The organism is Streptomyces sp. NPDC048352 (assembly GCF_040651895.1).
Taxonomy (GTDB): Bacteria; Actinomycetota; Actinomycetes; order Streptomycetales; family Streptomycetaceae; genus Streptomyces.
Genome location: NZ_JBEZKZ010000041.1, coordinates 12,676 through 30,857, shown reverse-complemented (window position 1 = coordinate 30,857; position 18,182 = coordinate 12,676). Strand labels below are relative to the sequence as shown.

Sequence of the window (18,182 nt, the reverse complement as noted above, 5' to 3'; positions counted from 1 at the left end):
GTGAACCGCCCGGGCCTACTGTCCGCCACCGCATCCAGCCGCCTACCATGGACACGCAACGAATGAGCCAGCCGCAGGACGCCGCGCCGCACACCGCCATAGCCCGTGCCCGGCGCCCGGAAGCGTGGTCGGTCCGGACCGCGCAACAGGTACGTCAGACCGAGAGGGGACCAAGGCCATGAGCTCGCTACTGCAAGCAAGCGATCTCACCCACGAGGACAAGGTGGTGTGGCTGGAAGACCCCGCTCAGCTCGACTACGTACGCCAGGCCCTCGACAAGACCCCGCGCCGGCGCGGCAAGCCCCGCTACTACCGGGACGGCCGCATGGTCGGCTTTGCCGAGCTCTGCGACAGCGCGGAGGCCGACCCCGACAGCGGGCTGCAGAAGCGCAGGGTCTTCTACCTGCTGCCGCACGACCGCGACGCGGAGCCGGACGGCCTGTACCGGGCCGGTGCTCCCGGCGAGGCGGTGGATCCCCGCACGGTCGAGCCGGGGCACGTGGGGATGAAGACGGAACGCTCCCAGCGCGGGGTGGCGGGCGCCGCCACGCGCACCGTCGCCTGACGCGAACGCCTTTCGAAAACCCGGTCCCTCCGGTCCCTGGGCGGGCCCCGCCGACCCTCTGACCTGCACCGGCTGTCAGGGCCGACGGCGGGGCTGACAGGGCCGCAGGGCATGGCGGTGGAGCCGGCGTCGAGGACGACGCCGGCTCCGGTGCTGCTGCCGCGGGCTACGGGGCGGTGGCCGCCGCGGGTATCGGGCGGAGCACGGTGCGCATCCGTGCGCCGTCGAACTCCACCGCCTCGCCGGGCAGGACCAGCAGTCCGCCCTCCGCGTCCTGGCAGGCCGCGCCGATCCGCCGGATCTGGACCGCCGGGCCGCGCGCACCGGCCATGAACACGGTCGGGTCGATCTCCCAGCCGTGCCCGGCCAGCCACTGCTCCAGCGCCGCGGCCTCCAGGCCGGTCGCTTCCCGCGGCCACTCGTACGTGTTGTCCATGTCCGTCCCCCTCCGGTGCGGCCGGATGCCCGGCACCGTGTCGATCCTCGCACCCGCCACCGACAACCGGCCGGGCGCCGGCCCGGCCGCGGCCGTCTCAGAGGAGGAGCGGGACGGTCTCGGCGGGGGAGGGCGGCTCGGGCGGGGTGCCGTCCCCGAACGGGCGCCCGCCCAGCGCCTCCCGGCCGTGCGGTGCGAGCCAGCCCGACGGGTCGGGGCCCAGGGGGACGATCCCCGACGGGTTGATGTGGCTGTGGACGACGTAGAAGTGCTTCTTGATGTGGTCGAAGTCGACGGTGTCCCCGAAGCCGGGCGTCTGGAACAGGTCCCGCGCGTACGCCCACAGCACCGGCATCTCGGAGAGCTTGCTCCGGTTGCACTTGAAGTGGCCGTGGTAGACGGCGTCGAAGCGCACGAGCGAGGTGAACAGCCGCACGTCCGCTTCGGTGATCGTCTCGCCGACGAGGTAACGGGACCGCTCCAGCCGCTCGGAGAACCGGTCCAGGCGGGCGAAGAGGCGCTCGTACGCCGCGGCGTACGCCTCCTGCGACTTGGCGAACCCGACGCGGTAGACGCCGTCGTTCACGTCCGCGTAGATCTCCTCGTTGACCGCGTCGATCTCCGGCCGCAGCGCGGCCGGGTACAGGTCCGGTGCCCCGTCGCGGTGGTACGCCGTCCACTCCAGCGACATGTCGACGGTGATCTGCGCGTAGTCGTTGGTGACCACCGCGCCGGTCGGCACGTCCACGATCGCGGGCACGGTGATGCCCCGGTCGTAGTCGGGGTCGCGGGCGAAGTACGCCTCCTGGAGCCGCTCTATGCCCAGCACCGGGTCGCGGCCGTGCGGGTCGAGGTCGAAAGTCCAGCTGCGGACGTCGTGCGTCGGCCCGGCGACGGCCATGGGCAGGGCCTTCTCCAGGCCGAGGAGCCGCCGGACGATGATCGCGCGGTGGGCCCAGGGGCAGGCGCGGCTCACCACGAGACGGTAGCGGCCGGGCTCCACCGGGAAGCCGTCGCGTCCGTCGGCGGTGATCCGGGTGGTGATGTAGCGGCTGTCGCGCTTGTACCCCTTCTCGGGGCGTACGTTGCTCATTCCAGGGCCCTACCCAGGAACGGCGGTGACGAGCGGCCGCTCCACCGGGGCTCCGCCGCCGCTCGTCCCGGCCCCCGTTTTCCGGCGGCTCCGGAGCACGGGGGCCGGGATCACCGGCTTCGTACGGGCGCCGGCGCCGCGGAGTACAGCAGCTCCAGCCGGCGCCGTACGGCTTCCACGGCGCCCGGGCGCGCCCCGGGGACGCGGCGCCGCAAGGAGACCAGATCCGGGCCGAGTTCGCGGGCCCGGCGGGGGTCCGGGAGCTGCTGCCACTGGTGGTGGGCGCGGTCGACCGCACCCACCACCGCCGCGTCGTCCGGGGCCTGATGGCGGGCCAGGCGCGCCGTGGCCGCCGCCATCCACAGCTCGCAGCTGCCGGCCGGATCGCCGGCGACGTGGGCGAGGTCGGCGCGCACCTCCAGCCAGTGGACGGCCTCGGCCGACCCCGGACCGTGGGTCCCCAGCGCCCAGTGCTCCCACCGGGCGGCGAGCGCGGCGGCCTCGCCGTGCCGTCCCGCGTGCGCGGCGGCAAGGATCGCCGGCAGCGGATCCTCAGGAGGTTCCGGGGGAGCCGGTACGGTGCGGGGCAGGACCGGGGCAGCGGTGGCGTCCACGGCGAGCAGGAGCGCCCCGGCGTGGCCGGCCTGGGCGGCGGCCTTCGCGTGCAGCTCCGGCAGCGGCGGGTTCAGGCCGCTGCGCCAGGTGGACGCCACGGCCTGGAGGTAGGCCGGTTCGGCGGCGCGGTGACGGGCGGGCGGCGGGGTCACGCGGCCGTAGAGGGACGTGCCGTGGCCGAGGGTGAGGCCGTGCGCGAGGATCCGCTGCCAGGCGTCGGGGGCGGCGATCAGGTCGACGATCACTCGTGTGGTGTCCGGGCGGCGCGGTTTGAGCTCGCTCACCAGCCACGTCCAGGGGAGCGCCGTGTAGCGCAGGGCCGCCGGGGTCGTCCGCGCCAGGGCGAGGTGGAGCTGGTGCTGCCTGGTGTCGAGGTGGAGTTGCCCGGCGAGGATGAGGGTCAGGGGGCCGGGAGCGGCGGCGGCCGCGCGTATGCGGGTGAGGACGGTCTGCTGGTCGGTCGGGTCGGCCAGTTCGACGATGGTGCCGGACGGCGTCCGGGTCAGGGCGCTGGGTGGCACGGCGGCGAGGGTGGGCAGCACCCTGGTGGCGTCGATGAGCCGCCCTCTGCCCGTCGGTGCGGCCGCGAGCAGCAGCGCGGTGCCCATCATGTCGTCCCCTGTGATCACGGCAGCACGGTACGCCCTCACGGCCCCGGCCGGGGGCGTGAGGGCGATCCTCGCTGCCGGTCACGGCATCAGCGGGCCCGTAGCGGGTCGGTCAGCCACCCCTGCGGCAGGTATTCCGCGAGGGCGTCGGCGACGGCCGCCGGATCCGCGGGCCAGGCGGAAGGCGGGTTCAGCGGCCGGCGCGGCAACGGCACGGGCTGGGTGCCACCGAGCCTGCGGCTCACGTCCTCACGCAGCTTCGGCAGCATCGCGTACAGCCTGTCGCCGGGGCAGGCGGTGCTGTTGAAGTCCCGGTGCCCGTAGATCTCGGAGGCGGGCACGTCGTACTGGCGGCAGATGCGGGCGCACAGGTCGGCCAGGGCGGAGAACTGCGCCGCGGGAGGCGCCTCCGTCATGTAGGTGCCCTCGTTCTCGATGCCGATGGCCACGCTGTTCTGGCCCACGCAGTGGGCGCCCCGTACCAGCCGGTCCCCGGCGTCCAGCGCGGCCAGACTGCCGTGGCGGCCCTCCAGGGCGAACGCGCCGCGGCTGACGGTGAAGTGCTGACCGGTGTCGATCCAGCCCTGCATGTCCATGTGGTACGTCTGGATGGCACGGGCCAGCCGGTGGGCCCGCTCCCGCGAGTAGTCGGTGACGTTGGCCGTGGCCGTGTGGTGGACGATGATCCGCTCGGGCCGCTCGTCGAGGAGCACGACCGGCTCGGACGCCTCCCGCGCCCCCCAGCCGTCGCAGTCGGTGATCTCGGGCACCGTGGAGCCGTCCCGGCCCCTGAACACCCCTCCGCCGGCGGCGGATCCGACCGCGGCGGCGGCAGTGGTGGCGGGCAGGACGGTGGCGGCTCCGAGTGCGAACGCGGCGGAGACCAGGTGCCGGCGGGAGAACCGGGCGGAGGGGGTGGACGTCATGGACCAGCCTGTTCCGGTGAGGGACGGGCGTCCATGAAACGGGGCCGGGCGGCGCGGGGCACGCAGGCGCTCCGGGAGCGCGGGCCGTTGGCTCTCTTTGGCCCTGCCGTCGCGCGCCCGGGGCGGGGCCGTTACGGGGAGGTCAGGCCGTCCCCCCGGAAGGGACCGAAGCGCGACGGCCCCGGCGGGCCGGGACGAGGTCGTGGCGGATGAAGTACTCGGTGCCGAGGACCACTTCCCTCTCCGGAGCCGGCAAGCCGCCCAGCAGGGCCGGGAGCGAGCGGCTGCGCGCCGCCTCCGAGCGGTGCGCCCGGATCGCGGCCCACTTCCGGTCGACCCAGGGACGGATGTCCACCGCCGCGCCGACCAGGGCGGCCGGGACGGTGTGCAGGCGCTTGCCGACGCTCGCGACGAGGCCGGCCAGGATCGCGGTCGCGGGGTCCGGGTCCGGGTGCGCCGACAGGTACAGGGCGCCGGGCCGCCACGGCGGCCCGGCCACGGGGTGGAGGTCCGGGCGTCCGGCCGCGTGGGCGGCGAGCAGCGTGACGCGGTGGGTGTGCACGTGGTCGGGATGGCCGGAGGAGCCGTGGGCGTCGTGGCTGACGACGATGTCCGGGCGGAAGTCGCGGATGTGGGCGACGACGCGTCCCACGGCTTCCCCCAGGGGCGCGTCGCAGAACCGGGGCTTCCCGGGAGCGGAGTCCGGGACCCGGTGGTCGGCGTATCCGAGCATGCGGGGCTCCGCGGCCACCCCGAGAAGCGCGAGGGCGTCGGCGAGTTCGGCGGCGCGATGGCTGTCGGGGGCCCAGGTGGCCGTGACGACGGCGGTGCGGGCGCCGGCTGCCGCGTGCCGGGCGAGGATCCCCCCGGCCGCGAGGGACTCGTCGTCGGGGTGGGCGTAGACCGCGAGGACGCTCGGTGCGGGCACGGACGGCTCCGTTCTGCCGGGAGGCGGGGGTCTCGGGTGGTGACGGGACGGCCGGTGGCGGGTGTCGGGGACCTGGGGCAGCCAGACGGCGCTGCCGTGGTGGCTCTGGTCGGAGCGGCCCGCGGTGCTCGGCGGTGGGTTCTCCGAGAGGGCTCGTCGATTCCGGTCGGAGAGCCGGGTCTTTCGGGAACATCGTCGCCTCCGCGTGCGCCCCGTAGGGTGACTCCGCATGATCGAACACAAGACCGAGATCAGCGAGGACCTGGTTCGCGACCTGCTGCGGGACCAGCATCCCGACTTGGCCGCGCTGCCCATCCGCGAGGTGGCGGGCGGCTGGGGCAACCAGATGTGGCGCCTCGGGGACGAGTTGGCGGTCCGCATGCAGCGGATGGACACCGACCCGGATCCGCAGCTCAAAGAGCGCCGGTGGCTGCCGATGCTGGCCCCGGGCCTGCCGTTGCCCATCCCGGTCCCGGTGCGGGACGGTGCGCCGTCCGAGCGCTTCCCGAAGATCTGGACCGTCATGACGTGGGTCGAGGGCACGCCGCTGGACCATGCCTCGATCACCCGCGGCGACCACGCGGCCGACACCCTGGCGGCCTTCCTCAAGGCCCTGCATGTGGAGGCGCCCGCCGAGGCGCCGGACGCCTCGGACCGCCGCCGTCACCCCAAGGAGTGTGCGGAGGGCTTCGAGCGCGTCCTGCGGGCCGTGGACCTCGGCCACTTCGCCCAGGACGACATCCGGGCCGTGTGGGACGACGCGGCCGCGGCTCCGGGGTGGCAGGGCCCGCGCGTGTGGGTCCACGGCGACCTGCACCCCGCGAACGTCGTCGTCGCGGAGGGGACGCTGACGGGCGTCGTCGACTTCGGCGACGTCTTCGCCGGCGACCCGGCCTGGGACCTCGCGGCCGCCTGGGTGCTGCTCCCCGCGGGCGGCGCCTCCCGGTTCTTCGACAGCTATGGGCAGGCGGACGAGGCGGCGGTACGCCGGGCGCGTGGGCTGGCCGCGATGAAGAGCCTGTTCCTGATGCTGATGGGGCAGAACGGGGACCGCGGCCTGCCGGGCGGCAAACCGCACTGGGGGCCCGCAGGCCGGTCGGCGCTCGAACGCGTCCTGAAGGGGCTCTGACGTCCGCACCGGTCGACCGACGCAGGACTCGATGGTCCGGCACAGGCAGCCGCCGGTGCGGGCGGGTCGGTCAGGTCCAGCCGAGCTCGGTGTAGAGGCGGCCCGCGCGGATGCCCTCGATCGCCGTCCGCGCGTACGGCACGATCCGCTCGGGCAGTGCGTCCACCGGCCACCAGTCCCAGGAGACGCACCGGTCGGGCTCCCGTACCTCAGGCGTTCCCGTCCACCGGTGCGCGCGGAAGACGAGCCCCATGCGGGGCTGCCCGCCGGCGTGGTCCACGGTGTGGACGACGTGGACGAGTTCCACGCCGGCCCGGTCGATGACGAGGCCGGTCTCCTCCCGCGCCTCCCGGACCAGGCAGGCGACGGCCGATTCCTGCTCGCAGTGGCCGGCCGGGAAGTGGTGCGCGGAGGGCGCGAACGCGGAGTCGGGGTGACGGAGCCCCAGCAGGACCTTGCCGTTCTCCTCCAGGTACAGGTGGACGCCCACCACGTGGGGGCGGGCCCGGCCGCCCGGCCGGGCCCGGGCCGGCAGGGGGACGCGGGCGGGGAACCGGGCCTGGTGGAGGGCGATGACGTCCTTCGTCCACGGGCACATCGTCAGGAAGGGGACGGTGGCCGCGTCGAAGTGCCGGAACATGATGCCCTCCGGGCAGGGGAGTGCGTCCGCGTCGCCGTCCCAGGAGCCGAGGTAGACCCGGATCCGCCCCTTGGCGCCGCCCGGGCCCACGCTGTCGACGACCGTGAACTCCTCCAGCGGCACCGCCAGCCCGGTCTCCTCCCACAGCTCCCGGGCGACCGCCTCCCGGGCCGGCTCCTCTCCCTCGCGGTCCCCGCCCGGGATCGACCACGTGCCCGGGTCGCAGATCTCCTTGTTGGCGTCGCGCAGGTGCAGCAGGTACCGGCCGCTGCTGTCGACCAGCAGCGCGGCGGTGCCGCGGGGTTCGTCGTACGGGGGCATCACGGGCTCCTCGGGGAAGGGGGTGCAAGGGGGGATGGTCACGCGTGCTCCCCGCTGGGCAGGCGGTCGTGGCCGCCGGTTCGCTGGGGCGGGAGGGAGTCGGTGAAGGCGTTCGCCTGGACGAGGTAGGCGTCGCGGAAGTCCCCGGTTCCCGTCCGCTCGTCCATGAGCTCCTCGAAGGTGCCGGATTCGGCCAGTCGGCCGTCCTTGAGGACGTGGATCAGGTCGGCGTGGCGGACCGCGTGCAGCCGGTGGGTGATCAGCACGATCGTCTGCCCGCCGGTGGCCCGCTCGCGGATCCGGTCGAAGACCTTCTGCTCCGCCATCGGGTCGAGGGCGCTGGTGGGTTCGTCCACGATGAGGATCGCGGCGTCGCGGTAGTGGGCGCGGGCGATGCCGATGCGCTGCCACTGGCCGCCGGAGATCTGGTGACCGCCGCGGTAGCCGCGGCCCAGCAGCGTCGTCAGGCCGCGGGGGAGCCCGGCGAGGACCTCGTCGGCGCCGGAGAAGGCGGCCGCGGCCCGTACGGCGTCGTCGTCGATGTCCGCGCCGGGCCGGCCGATGCCGATGTTCACCCGGGCGGTGAAGGGCCAGTTGTAGAAGTTCTGGGACATCAGGGCGACCCGTTCGAAGATCTGCCGGCGGCACGCGCCGCGGGCGTCGACGTCGTCCCACCACACGGTGCCGCCGCCCTCGTCCGGCAGGTACAGCCCCGACAGCAGCTTGACCAGGGTGGACTTGCCGGAGCCGTTCTCCCCGACGAGCGCCACGATCTTCCCCATGGGGAAGGTGAGGGAGACCTCGCGCAGGGCCGGCTCGGGAGCCTCCCCGGAGCCGCCGCTGCCGGGATAGGTGAACGTCACCTTCTCGAACCGCACTTCGCGCACCCGCTCCGGGAGGGCGGCGCCGCCGGCCGGGATGGCGCGGGCCTCCGCCTCCGCGCAGAGGTGCTTGAAGTCGGCGACGAAGAGGCTCTCCTGGTACAGCTCGGTGACCTGGAGGACCAGGCTGTCCAGGCTGGCCGCGCCGGTACGGATGGCCAGGACCGCCGTCCCGGCCACCGCGAGGTCCATCCGGCCGGCCCACAGCAGCAGCCCCAGCGCCCCGTAGGTGGCCAGGGCGGCGAGCCCGCCGGCGGCGTCGGCGGCGAGGCCGGTCCGGGCGGCCCGGCGGGCCAGCCGGGTCTGCTCGCGTTCGTTGGTCTCGGCCATGCCGCGGAAGTGCGTGAGCAGGAACGGGCCGACGTCGTGCACGCGTACCTCGGCGGCGGCCTGCTGTTGGGTGAGGAGCTGGCCCAGCAGGTGCCCGGCCCGGGCGTGCTGGAGGAAGGAGTGGAAGGAGACGTAGCGCTGGCGGCTGATGACGAGGGCCCCCCAGGCGCTGGGCAGGGTCATCAGCACCAGCAGGGGCAGCAGCAGCGGATGCAGGACGGTCAGCACGCCGGCCGCGGCGATCAGGGAGACCGCCGAGTTCAGGACGCTGGTGCAGTAGCGGATCATGCGGCGGGCCGAGTCGGCGCCGTAGCGGGCGGCGTCCATCAGCCGGTGGAACTCGTCGTCCTCGATCGCGGTCAGCTCCACCCGGTGCCCGAGGTCCAGGTACTGCTCGGTGGCCAGCCGCTGGACCTTCGGCTCCAGCGCCCCCGTCGCGGCCGTGGAGGCCGACCGCAGCAGCGACCCGAGCACCCCGGTCACGGCCGTGAGGAGCAGTGCGGGCACCGCCGCGGTGAGCCGGGCGGTGGTGGGGCCGGAGGCCATGAGGTGGCCGAGGACCGCGTTGACCGCGACCAGCCCGGCGGCCTGGGCGGTGCCGCGGCCCAGCTCGGCGGCCAGCACGGTCCGCAGGGCCGGCGCGTCGGCCAGGCGGGCGAGGCGCAAGGCGGTGCCCACCATGGCGGGCAGGTCCCGGGCCATCGTCCACAGCCCGAGCCCCAGCCAGGCCCCCTCGTGCTTGTCCCACCCGATGTCGTACGCCAGCGGCCCGCCGAACAGCAGCCGCTCCGACTCCGACACCCCCGCGGCGGCGGCCGCGGACTCCGGTTCCCCGCTCATGCGGCCCTCCCCGTACCCGGCCGCGAGCGGCGGCAGCCCGGGCGCGCGGGGCCGTCAACACGGCGCCCGGCGCTTTCGGGCCGGCAGGACGCGGGGCGGGGGTGTTCGAATGCGGTGGGGTCTGCGGGGCGGGCGGGCGCGGGCTTCACGGCATCCTCCGGATGGGCGTACGACTGGCACAGGTGCTCTAAGAACGGCTCCCGGACGGGTCCGTCACGGCCCCTCCGAGGGCGTTTCGTGAACGAATGTTCTGGAGGTCGGCGCCGGTCTTGCGGGGCCTGATCCGGCGGGGTTCAAACTCGCTCGAACAGGGCCGGGTCACCCGCCCGGGGGATTGCGGGCCCGGCCCGGGGGCGGCTGCCGCGCGCGGCGCGGGCGGGGCCCGCCGGTACGACCGGTGCCGGCGCGGGCGGGGCCCGCCGGTACGACCGGTGCCGGCGCGGGCGGGGCCCGCCGGTACGACCGGTGCCGGCGCGGTTCCGTACGCTGGCAGCATGCGGATGCGTCCCACCCTGAGCTGGACCCCCACCGGGAGCCTGCCGCCGCCCACCACCGATCTGGGCCCGGTCGCCGACGCGCTCGGCGCCGGCGGCGTGCTGGTGCTCACCGGGGCGGGCATCTCCACGGAGTCGGGCATTCCCGCCTACCGCGGCGAGGGCGGGAGCCTGACCCGGCACACGCCGATGACCTACCAGGACTTCACCGCCAGTGCTCAGGCGCGCCGCCGGTACTGGGCGCGCAGCCACCTGGGCTGGCGCACGTTCGGCCGGCACGGGCTGCTCACCGGGTTGATCACCCAGAACGTCGACGGGCTCCACCAGGCGGCCGGCAGCGACGGCGCGGTGGAGCTCCACGGGAGCCTCGCCCGGGTCGTCTGCCTGTCGTGCGGTGCCGCCGGCCCGCGCAGCGAACTCGCCCGGCGGCTGGAGGAGGCCAACGCGGGCTTCGCGCCGGTGGCCGCGGCCATGAACCCGGACGGCGACGCGGACCTCACGGACCAGCAGGTCGGGGACTTCCGCGTGGTGCCCTGCGCGCTCTGCGGCGGCATCCTCAAACCGGACGTGGTGTTCTTCGGCGAACCCGTCCCCCCGAGCCGGGTCGAGCACTGCCGCGAACTGGTCGGTGCGGCCACGTCCCTGCTGGTCCTGGGCTCCTCGCTGACGGTGATGTCCGGGCTCCGCTTCGTCCGCCAGGCGGCCCGGGCCGGCAAGCCGGTCCTGATCGTCAACCAGGACCCGACCCGCGGCGACGAGCAGGCCGCCGCCCGGGTCGCCCTCCCCCTGGGGGCGGCCCTCACCGCGGTGGCGGCCCGGCTGGACGTCGCCGTGACGGGCCGGGCGACGCCCTCGTAGCGGCGGCGCGGCCGCCGCGGAGCCGCGCTCCCGCACCGCGGACGGGTGAGCCGTGGCCACCGGGCCGCCCGCCGCCCGCGATGGCCCCCCGCCTCCCGGCCGCGCGCCGCCCGCGCCGCCCGCGATGGCCCCCGCCTCCCGGCCCAAGATCGCCGAGCGGTAGGCTCGATCCGCAACACGACGCGAACAGGAGCTTCAGTGGCGCGAGTTGCGGTGATCGGCGGGGGTGTCAGCGGGCTGGGAACGGCCCTCATGCTGGGGCGGCGGGGCCATACGGTCACGCTGTTCGAGCAGGACGGGCGAGAGGTCGCGGAGGCTCCGGAGGGCCTCGACCGGGACTTCTTCCACTGGGACCGGCCCCGCGTCCCGCAAGCCGTACAGCCCCACTCCTTCCTGGCGCCCGTCCGCACGGTGCTGCGCGACGAGATCCCCGACGTGTACGCCGACCTGCTGGCGCGCGGGGCCCGCGAGTACCACGAGTTCGACTGGTTCGCCGAGCACCCGCCGCACCGGGACGGCGATGAGGAACTGGTGACCCTGCGCACCCGCCGCATCGTGCTGGAGGCCGCCCTGGCCGCCGCCGTCCGGCGGGAGCCCGCGGTCGACGTACGGCGGGGCAGCCGGGTGAGCGGCCTCCGCATCACGCAGGGCCGCCCTCCCCGGGTCACCGGCGTGCACGCGGAGGGGCGGGAGCACCCCGCCGACCTCGTCGTCGACGCGTCCGGCCGCCGCTCGCCGGTGCCCGCCTGGCTGACCGCGGCCGGCTGCCGCCCGCCCGTCGTCGACAGCCACCGCACGGGGCTCGCGTACTTCTGCCGCTGGTACCGGCTGCGGGCCGACGGCCCGCGCGACCCGGGGCGGGTCAAGACCGGCTCGTCCGCACCGTTCGCCCTCGCCGGCGTCTTCCCCTCCGACAACGACGCCTTCGCCCTGCACCTGGTGCTCTCCACGGGCGATCCGACCCGCGGTGCGCTCACCGACCCCGCCGTGTTCGAGGCCGCCGCCCGCCGCTTCCCCGCCGCCTCCGCCTGGCTCGGCCTGAACCCCGAACCCCGGTCGCCCGTCCTGGCGATGGCCGGCCTGGACAACCGCTGGACCTCCCTCACCGACGCCGAAGGCCCCGTCGTCACCGGCCTGGTCAACGCCGGGGACAGCCTCGTCCACACCAACCCCACCCTGGGCCACGGCGCCGCCCTCGGCCTGCGCGCCGCCCGGCACCTCGCCACCCATGCCGACCGCACAACCGCCGACCCCATGGCCTACCACACCTGGACGGCCCAGGCCCTGCGCCCCTGGTACGACGCCCAGGTGACCGCCGACCGCGCCAACGAGCAGCGCCTCGCCGAGAGCACGCCGCTCTCCGACCGGCGGGCCGCCGCGGTGGGCGCCTGCGCCTTCGACGACCCGGTCGTCATGCGGGCCCGGGCCCAGGTGCGCCACCTCGTACGCCGGCCCCCCGAGGCCTACGGCACCGACGAGGTGGACCGCCACGTCACCGCCTGGCTCGCCGCCCGCCCGGACTTCACCCCCGCGCACGACGGCCCGACCCGGGCCGAGTGGGACGCCCTCGTCGACGCCCTCATCCCCGCCTGAGCGCTGCCCCGCGCGCGCCGCTCTCCCGGCCGGACGGGTGGTCGAGGACGGCCAGGACGCGCAGCGCGTCCGAGAGGCGGACCAGCTGCGCGTCGTCGCCGGCGAGCATGTCCTCCAGGCTGGGGTCCGCCTGGCCGGGGCGGGTGCCGCGCAGGGCGGCGAACGCCGCGGCCACCAGGGCCACGTGGCGCGCCGCGTCCGGCTTCAGCGCGCCGGGGCGCGCGTCCCCCCGCCCGCCCTGCTCCGCCCCGCGGTCCAGGCGCGGCGCGATCAGCCGCAGGCCGTCGCGGATGTCGCAGGTCCGGCGCAACTGGCGCTTGCCGAGCGAGGACCACCAGGGGATGCGTACCAGCTCGTACGGGGTCACCGCGCGCATGGTCAGCCACAGCGGGCGCAGCCGCCGGTACCGGGACCAGCGGCGCCACAGGCTCGTCACGCCCTGGCTCGCGGAGGGCAGGGCCAGGCCGACGCACTGGAGGAGGGAGGCCAGGGAGGACACCGTCGGGGCGACGGTGGTGCTGACGCCGTCCCAGTCGTGGCCGGTCCACCGCGCCCCGATGGCCAGGAACTTGCACGCGACGTACCCCAGGCTCAGGACCGAGCCGGTCACGATGAGCAGCAGCCCGCTGCGCAGCAGGCCCGGCACCTCCCGGGCCCAGCGCCAGCACAGGCGGGCCAGGACCAGGTTCGCCAGCCCGTACGACAGCACGCACAGGACGACCATCTCCCGCAGGTACGGGGTGGTGGCGTAGTAGGTGTCGAAGTCCCGCAGGCGTTCGTCGGACGCGTCCCCGAGGGCGAACAGGGCGGACTGCGCCGCGATCACCGCCCCGTACACGCCCACGCACCAGCGCGTGGCGCACCGGCGCCGCTCCTCCGGGCCGCCGCGCCAGATGATGGTGAGGTTGACGAGCGCCGCGCTGGCGGCGGTGACGATGCCGTACACCAGCGGAACCGAGAAGTTCGGGACGCCCGTGAGCGCGTTCACCTGCGAGATCGTCGGCGGCGCTGCGAAGAAGAAGACGGCGGCCCCCAGCGGCAGGAGCAGCGACACCGAGCGGACGAGGGGATCGCGCCAGTGCCGGAGGAGCGCGGGCGCCCTCAGGGCGAAGGCCGCGCACAGGACGCCGACGAGGAGGTAGAAGTACACGGAGGTCATGCGTGCTCCCTCTCCGGGGCCGGCCCGACCGCGGCCCCGGTGGGGATCCGGGCCAGCGCCTGCGAGATCCGTACGAGATCGCGCGGTTCACCCGGGTCCGCCTGGAGGCCCCGCGAGGAGGCGATCACCTGGCGCTCGGGGTCGGCGCGCAGCGCCTCGACCGCGGCGACGACCATGACCGCGTCCGCGTCCGCCGACGCGTCCTCGTCGGCGGCACCGTTGGCCAGCGCCGTGGCGCGGGCGCGTGCGCGCAGGGCGAGGTCGAAGTAGGGGTTCAGGGTGAGCAGGCCGTCGTGGATGCCCGACTCGCGGTGCAGGCGGCGGACGCCCGCGGTGGAGAGCAGGGGCACCCTCACCGAGGAGGCGGTCGGCGTCAGCTCGCGGAGCAGCCGTGACAGGGTGCCCAGCCGGCGGTAGCGGGTCCACTCCCGCCAGGGCTCCTTGAAGCGCTGGACGAAGAGGGGAACGCCGAAGCCGAGGAGGACGAAGGTGAAGGAGGCCGTACCGAAGGGCCGTGCCGCGTGGGTGCTGAGGTGGTCCCAGTCCACGCCGGCCCAGCGGGCGCCCACGGCGGCGAACTTGCACACGTCGAAGCCCAGGGCGAGGGTGTACCCGGCGATCAGGAGGCCCAGGCCCGCACGGAGTTCCCCGGAGACCTCGCGCAGCCAGCGCCAGCACAGGGACGCCATGACCACCGCCGCGGCCGAGTGGCCCACCAGGTAGAGCACGGTCATCTCGCGGATGTACGGCGTGTGGGCGTAGTAGGTGTCCAGGTCCTCCAGCCGCTCGACGGGCGCCTCGCCGAGGGCGAACAGCACGAACATCGCCGCGCCCAGGACGGCGTAGGTCCCCCCGCACCAGCGGGTGGCCCGCCGGATGCGGGCCGGCGGACCGCCGCGCCAGTTGATGATCAGTACGATGCCGGAGCCGCAGCAGGCCATCAGGATCGAGTACAGCAGGGGCGCGGCGAAGTTCGGCACGCCCGTCGTCTCGTTGACCTTGACGATCATCGAGGTCGACCCGAAGTAGAAGACCCCGGTGGACGTCAGCAGGAACACCACCACGGCCCGCAGGAGCGGATCGCGGGCGTTCCTGCGCAGGCGGGGGAGCCGGACGAGGACGGCCACCGTTCCCAGCGCCGCCAGGACGAAGAAGGCGAGGTCGGACACCGGTCAGCCCCGTATGCCGTGCTGGCCGAGCGCGGCCGCGATGCGGCCGGAGGTCGTGGCACGGTCGAGCACGTCCGGACCGGGGGCCGCCAGCAGGTGCCGTACGGCGTGGGCGAGTTCCAGGCCGTAGCGCTCCGCGGCCTGCTCCTCGCCGGCGTGCTTCCTGGCGGCGGAGCGGTCCTGCTTCAGGAGCGCGGGGCTGTGGCGGCCGGCGACGGCCAGGGCCGACGCGACCGCCTCCTGTAAGCCGGCGTCGTGGCGCAGCAGACGCGCGGCCGCGGAGCCGTCGGTGACGTGCTGGTGGCAGTGCCCGAGCTCCAGGTGGCGCAGCTCGTGCCCGGTGATGACGATCTGGTGTTCCGCCACCGTCCGCTGTTCCACGACGACGAGGTCCCGCTCCCCGAGGTTCAGGGCGAGACCGCTGGCGGTGCCCGGCGGGAAGGAGGTGGCGCGGAACTCGATCCTGCGCCCCCGGCGCCGCCCCATGGCCTCGCAGAGCGCGCGGCAGATCAGCTCGGCCGGCACCGGCGAATCCAGGTGGCCGATCCCCTCCACGAGAGCACCCACCGACTGCCGTATGTCCCGTTGCTTGAACACGTGTCTCCCCCATCCCCCTGTTCCGCCGGGGGCAGGAGTCCGTGCCCCCGCGGATTCCACACGGCCGGCCCGCGCGGCCTCTGCCCGCGCACCGCCCTCCGCCCTCCGCGCCGCGAGCGGCGAAGGGCACCACCCCCCGAGTGCCCGGGCGCGTACCGCGCGGCGCGCCTCGGCGCGCATCGCCGGCCGGTTCATGGTCCCCCCTCGGCGTCCGCCCCACCCGTCTTCGGGGGCGTCGAGCCGTTCGAGCGGCCTGTTACGCCCCGCGCCGGGCAGCCGGGAGGCGTGCGGCGCGAAGCCGCCGGCGCCGTGGCGCGCGTACGGACCCGGCCGGCCGGGTCCGTACGCACCCTCCCGGAGCAGCGCCGTCCCGACGACGGCCGGCGCGCAGGACGCGGCGCCGCCACCTCGGCCCAGTACAACGCCGATGCTGCCACAGGGGCGGCGGCTGCTCCACGGATCTTCGGCCAAACTGCCCCGGGATGGCAGGAAGTCGGCCCCGCCCGGCGACACGCCTCCCGCTTACGGAAGCTGCTCCGGGCGGTCGGTGACGCCCCGGCCGACGACGGCCACCGACGTCACCTCGCTGCCGGCCCTGCCCCAGGTGCCGTCCTTCAGGAGGACGGTGCGCTCCCCCATGAACCCCAGGCTCCCCTCGTCGAAGATCCACTCGGTCCGCTCGCCGTCGTGCACCCTGGCCACCGCGACGCCGGTCCGCCCCGCCGCGTCCGTCGCCCCGGGAACGAGGACGACGCCCGGGATGCGGGCCGCGACGCGGTAGAGGGCCGCGCTGAGACCGGGCGGGGTTCCGCCCCTCTTCAGGATGTCGCCGATCATGACGAAGGCCTCCTGGTCGGGGCCGGTGGTCGACCCGGAGCCCGGGCCGTGGTTCAGCCGCGCGTCGGCGTAGATCACCTTCCGCAGCCGGTCGGGGTCGGTCGGCAGGGTCTCCAGGAAGCGGTACGTGGGGCCGTTGAGGGTCGGCTTCCCGTCCGGCGGGTGGGTGCCGGTGCCCCGTGCCGTGCGCGTGGTCGTGGCGGCGGTGCCGTCGACCGAGACCCAGACCTCGGCCGACTGGTCGATGCGGGACGCCTCCATCCCGCCCCCGGCGACTTCGGACAGGGCCGTGGAGTGGCCGACCGTCTTCGTGTAGAGGAACTGCCCGTCGCGCACGGACGGCGCCGGCGCCTGGGCCGCGGCCCAGGCCACCCGGTCCAGGAACCGCACGGCCGCCGGCTCGGGGCGGGCGGCCCGCGGGTGTTCCGCGGGGCCGCTGTCCGACAGGACGAAGGCGCCGACCACGGCGCATGCGGCGGCCGCCGCCGCCAGGGAGAGGAACAGGGGGCGCCCGGCGCGGCCGGCGGCGGGGCGCCCTTCCGCGGCTTCGCGCATCAGGTGGCCCTTGATCAGGTGCTGCTTGCGGAAGGGCAGTTCCGCGTCGGAGAGCCCCGGCAGGCGCCGGAGGACCTCTTCGCGTGCGGACGGTTCGACGCGTGCGTCGTCGGCGGCGTTCACAGGTTCTCCTCCTGTGCGGTATGGCGTACGGAGGCGGGCCCGTCGAGCGGCTCGCCGAGGGGTCTCCGGAGCGGTTCGCCGAGCGGTTCCCGCAGTGGTTCGCCGAGCGGTCCTCGGAGCGGTTCCCGCAGTGGTTCCCCGAGCGGTCCTCCGAGCGGTTCCCGCAGTGGTTCCCCGAGAGGCCCTCCGAGCGGTTCCCGCAGTGGTTCCCCGAGCGGTCCTCGAAGCGGCTCCCCGAGCGGTTCCCGGGCGAGCTCCGCGGTGGTGAGCGTGCGGAGCCGCCGGCGTGCCCGCGACAGCCGGGAGCGGGCCGTGGCCTCCGGGACGCCGCACGCCTTCGCGACCTCCGCCTGGCTGAGGCCGGACCAGACGGACAGGACGATGACCTCGCGGTCCGTGCGCCGCAGCCGGTCCAGGGCCGCGAGCGCCGCCCGGGACCTGGCCGTGTCCGTGATGCGGGAGACCACCGCGTCCGCCAGGTCCGGGACGGCCTCCGACCGGGGGAGGCGGGCCATCGCCTCCCTGTGCCGGCGCGCGGCCCTGCGGGTGTTGCGCATGACGTTGGTGGCCACCCCGAGCAGCCACGCCCGGTGGCTCGTGACGTCGTCCAGGGTCTGGCGGAGCCGCCAGGCCTCGAGGAAGGTGAGGGAGACGACGTCCTCCGCCCCGGTGCGGTCGGACGTCATGCGGACGGCGTGCGCGTACACGGCCCCGGCGTGCGCATCGTAGATTTCCGCGAACAGTTGCTGGTCCACAGCGGGTAGTGTCCGCTCGGCCCGGACCGTTGCATGTGACGCCCGACACACCGCCGGCCGCTACGGCTCAGAACCCGTCGTCGTGCAGGCGCTGCCCGAGGTCGGTGGCCCAGTCCAGGGCCCATGCCCGCAGGTCCGCCGTCTCGCGCTCCGTGAGGCCGTAGGCGGCGAACTCCTCGTCGTCGGCCCAGTCCGCGCCGACGAGGCGGTCGCGGAGGTCGGCCAGGCGGAACTCGTCGCGGCCGTGGCGTTCGCCGAGGCGTTCGAGTTCGTGGAGGGTGCGGTGCCGGGAGGCGGCGTGGACGTCGATGAGGTCGCGTACGGCCCCGCGGTCGGCCAGCGCGCGGACCTTGGTGCCGATGACGGAGTCGAGGGCGAGGACGGGCCCGTACGCGGTCTGGGCCGGGGGCGTCCAGAAGTGCTCCTTGAGGACGTCGACTTCGCACCGCCCGCCGGTGTCCGGGTCGGTGACCATGAGGCGGGCGGAGAGCGCGTCCACGTCGATGACCTCCACCCGCCAGCCGCGCTCCGTCAGCCCGCCCTCCAGCCCCGCGACGATCTCGGCCATCGGGGCCGGGTTCTCGGTGGCGACGTCGAGGTCCTGGCTGAGGCGGTCGACCAGGCCGTGGGCCTGGACCGCGTACCCGCCGGTGATGACGAGGGGGTAGGGCGCGCCGATGTCGATCACCGCGGCCAGCAGCCGACGGTGCAGATCGCTGAGGTTCACGGG

At 75.1% G+C, this 18,182-nt stretch carries 17 protein-coding genes; 4 read left to right on the top strand and 13 right to left on the bottom strand.

What is annotated here, in order from left to right:
- Positions 1-178: 178 nt before the first annotated feature.
- Positions 179-565 (top strand): DUF6009 family protein, encoded by a 387-nt coding sequence (locus AB0D45_RS21340; protein ID WP_361608560.1) that lies wholly within the window; start codon positions 179-181, stop codon positions 563-565.
- A 166-nt stretch (positions 566-731) separates the two neighbouring features.
- Here the strand turns inward: AB0D45_RS21340 and AB0D45_RS21335 are convergent, their stop codons facing one another.
- The 5 genes from AB0D45_RS21335 to AB0D45_RS21315 form a co-directional block, all read right to left on the bottom strand.
- Positions 732-1,001: a hypothetical protein gene (locus AB0D45_RS21335; RefSeq protein ID WP_361608558.1), complete on the bottom strand. Its 270-nt coding sequence runs from the start codon at positions 999-1,001 to the stop codon at positions 732-734.
- A 97-nt stretch (positions 1,002-1,098) separates the two neighbouring features.
- Positions 1,099-2,094, bottom strand: a complete 996-nt coding sequence (locus tag AB0D45_RS21330; protein WP_362461328.1) for a glutathione S-transferase C-terminal domain-containing protein — start codon at positions 2,092-2,094, stop codon at positions 1,099-1,101.
- Positions 2,095-2,204: 110 nt separating this feature from the next.
- Positions 2,205-3,338 (bottom strand): hypothetical protein, encoded by a 1,134-nt coding sequence (locus AB0D45_RS21325; protein WP_362461325.1) that lies wholly within the window; start codon positions 3,336-3,338, stop codon positions 2,205-2,207.
- A 68-nt stretch (positions 3,339-3,406) separates the two neighbouring features.
- Entirely contained in the window at positions 3,407-4,243 is an 837-nt protein-coding gene (locus tag AB0D45_RS21320) for a peptidoglycan recognition family protein (RefSeq protein WP_362461322.1), read from the bottom strand.
- A 142-nt stretch (positions 4,244-4,385) separates the two neighbouring features.
- Complete coding sequence (locus AB0D45_RS21315) at positions 4,386-5,171, bottom strand: PIG-L family deacetylase (RefSeq protein ID WP_362461319.1); 786 nt, start codon at positions 5,169-5,171, stop codon at positions 4,386-4,388.
- A gap of 229 nt (positions 5,172-5,400) precedes the next feature.
- Here AB0D45_RS21315 and AB0D45_RS21310 point away from each other — a divergent pair, with 229 nt between their 5' ends.
- Positions 5,401-6,300 (top strand): aminoglycoside phosphotransferase family protein, encoded by a 900-nt coding sequence (locus tag AB0D45_RS21310; protein ID WP_362461317.1) that lies wholly within the window; start codon positions 5,401-5,403, stop codon positions 6,298-6,300.
- A 70-nt stretch (positions 6,301-6,370) separates the two neighbouring features.
- Here AB0D45_RS21310 and AB0D45_RS21305 read toward each other — a convergent pair whose 3' ends face one another.
- Positions 6,371-7,303 carry an NUDIX hydrolase gene (locus tag AB0D45_RS21305; RefSeq protein ID WP_362461314.1) on the bottom strand — a complete coding sequence of 311 codons (933 nt, stop codon included), beginning with the start codon at positions 7,301-7,303 and terminating at the stop codon, positions 6,371-6,373.
- Positions 7,300-9,312: an ABC transporter ATP-binding protein gene (locus AB0D45_RS21300; protein WP_362461311.1), complete on the bottom strand. Its 2,013-nt coding sequence runs from the start codon at positions 9,310-9,312 to the stop codon at positions 7,300-7,302. The genes AB0D45_RS21305 and AB0D45_RS21300 overlap by 4 nt, the downstream gene beginning before the upstream one ends.
- A 494-nt stretch (positions 9,313-9,806) precedes the next feature.
- On the opposite strand from AB0D45_RS21300, the gene AB0D45_RS21295 reads away from it, so the two are divergent.
- A complete protein-coding gene (locus AB0D45_RS21295; protein ID WP_362461308.1) occupies positions 9,807-10,664 on the top strand; it encodes a Sir2 family NAD-dependent protein deacetylase in 858 nt (285 codons plus the stop codon).
- A 198-nt stretch (positions 10,665-10,862) separates the two neighbouring features.
- Positions 10,863-12,257, top strand: a complete 1,395-nt coding sequence (locus tag AB0D45_RS21290; protein ID WP_362461305.1) for an FAD-dependent oxidoreductase — start codon at positions 10,863-10,865, stop codon at positions 12,255-12,257.
- Here AB0D45_RS21290 and AB0D45_RS21285 read toward each other — a convergent pair.
- From AB0D45_RS21285 to AB0D45_RS21260, 6 genes are all read right to left on the bottom strand, one after another.
- Positions 12,244-13,416: an MAB_1171c family putative transporter gene (locus AB0D45_RS21285; RefSeq protein WP_362461302.1), complete on the bottom strand. Its 1,173-nt coding sequence runs from the start codon at positions 13,414-13,416 to the stop codon at positions 12,244-12,246. The genes AB0D45_RS21290 and AB0D45_RS21285 overlap by 14 nt on opposite strands.
- A complete protein-coding gene (locus AB0D45_RS21280; protein WP_361596224.1) occupies positions 13,413-14,585 on the bottom strand; it encodes an MAB_1171c family putative transporter in 1,173 nt (390 codons plus the stop codon). Before AB0D45_RS21280 ends, AB0D45_RS21285 begins: the two co-directional genes overlap by 4 nt.
- A gap of 3 nt (positions 14,586-14,588) precedes the next feature.
- Positions 14,589-15,182, bottom strand: coding sequence for a toxin-antitoxin system, toxin component (locus AB0D45_RS21275; RefSeq protein WP_361596221.1), 594 nt, complete (start codon positions 15,180-15,182; stop codon positions 14,589-14,591).
- 522 nt (positions 15,183-15,704) lie between these two features.
- Positions 15,705-16,697 (bottom strand): CU044_5270 family protein, encoded by a 993-nt coding sequence (locus AB0D45_RS21270; RefSeq protein ID WP_362461299.1) that lies wholly within the window; start codon positions 16,695-16,697, stop codon positions 15,705-15,707.
- Positions 16,694-17,452 (bottom strand): sigma-70 family RNA polymerase sigma factor, encoded by a 759-nt coding sequence (locus AB0D45_RS21265; protein WP_362461296.1) that lies wholly within the window; start codon positions 17,450-17,452, stop codon positions 16,694-16,696. The genes AB0D45_RS21270 and AB0D45_RS21265 overlap by 4 nt, the downstream gene beginning before the upstream one ends.
- 67 nt (positions 17,453-17,519) lie before the next feature.
- Positions 17,520-18,179, bottom strand: a complete 660-nt coding sequence (locus AB0D45_RS21260; RefSeq protein ID WP_362461293.1) for a nucleotidyl transferase AbiEii/AbiGii toxin family protein — start codon at positions 18,177-18,179, stop codon at positions 17,520-17,522.
- Between the last annotated feature and the right edge of the window lie 3 nt (positions 18,180-18,182).

Coding starts and splice junctions, on each gene's coding strand:
- AB0D45_RS21330 (WP_362461328.1), bottom strand. CDS start 2,094: ATGAGCAACGTACGCCCCGAGAAGGGGTACAAGCGCGACAGCCGCTAC.
- AB0D45_RS21295 (WP_362461308.1), top strand. CDS start 9,807: ATGCGGATGCGTCCCACCCTGAGCTGGACCCCCACCGGGAGCCTGCCG.
- AB0D45_RS21335 (WP_361608558.1), bottom strand. CDS start 1,001: ATGGACAACACGTACGAGTGGCCGCGGGAAGCGACCGGCCTGGAGGCC.
- AB0D45_RS21320 (WP_362461322.1), bottom strand. CDS start 4,243: ATGACGTCCACCCCCTCCGCCCGGTTCTCCCGCCGGCACCTGGTCTCC.
- AB0D45_RS21340 (WP_361608560.1), top strand. CDS start 179: ATGAGCTCGCTACTGCAAGCAAGCGATCTCACCCACGAGGACAAGGTG.
- AB0D45_RS21300 (WP_362461311.1), bottom strand. CDS start 9,312: ATGAGCGGGGAACCGGAGTCCGCGGCCGCCGCCGCGGGGGTGTCGGAG.
- AB0D45_RS21310 (WP_362461317.1), top strand. CDS start 5,401: ATGATCGAACACAAGACCGAGATCAGCGAGGACCTGGTTCGCGACCTG.
- AB0D45_RS21285 (WP_362461302.1), bottom strand. CDS start 13,416: ATGACCTCCGTGTACTTCTACCTCCTCGTCGGCGTCCTGTGCGCGGCC.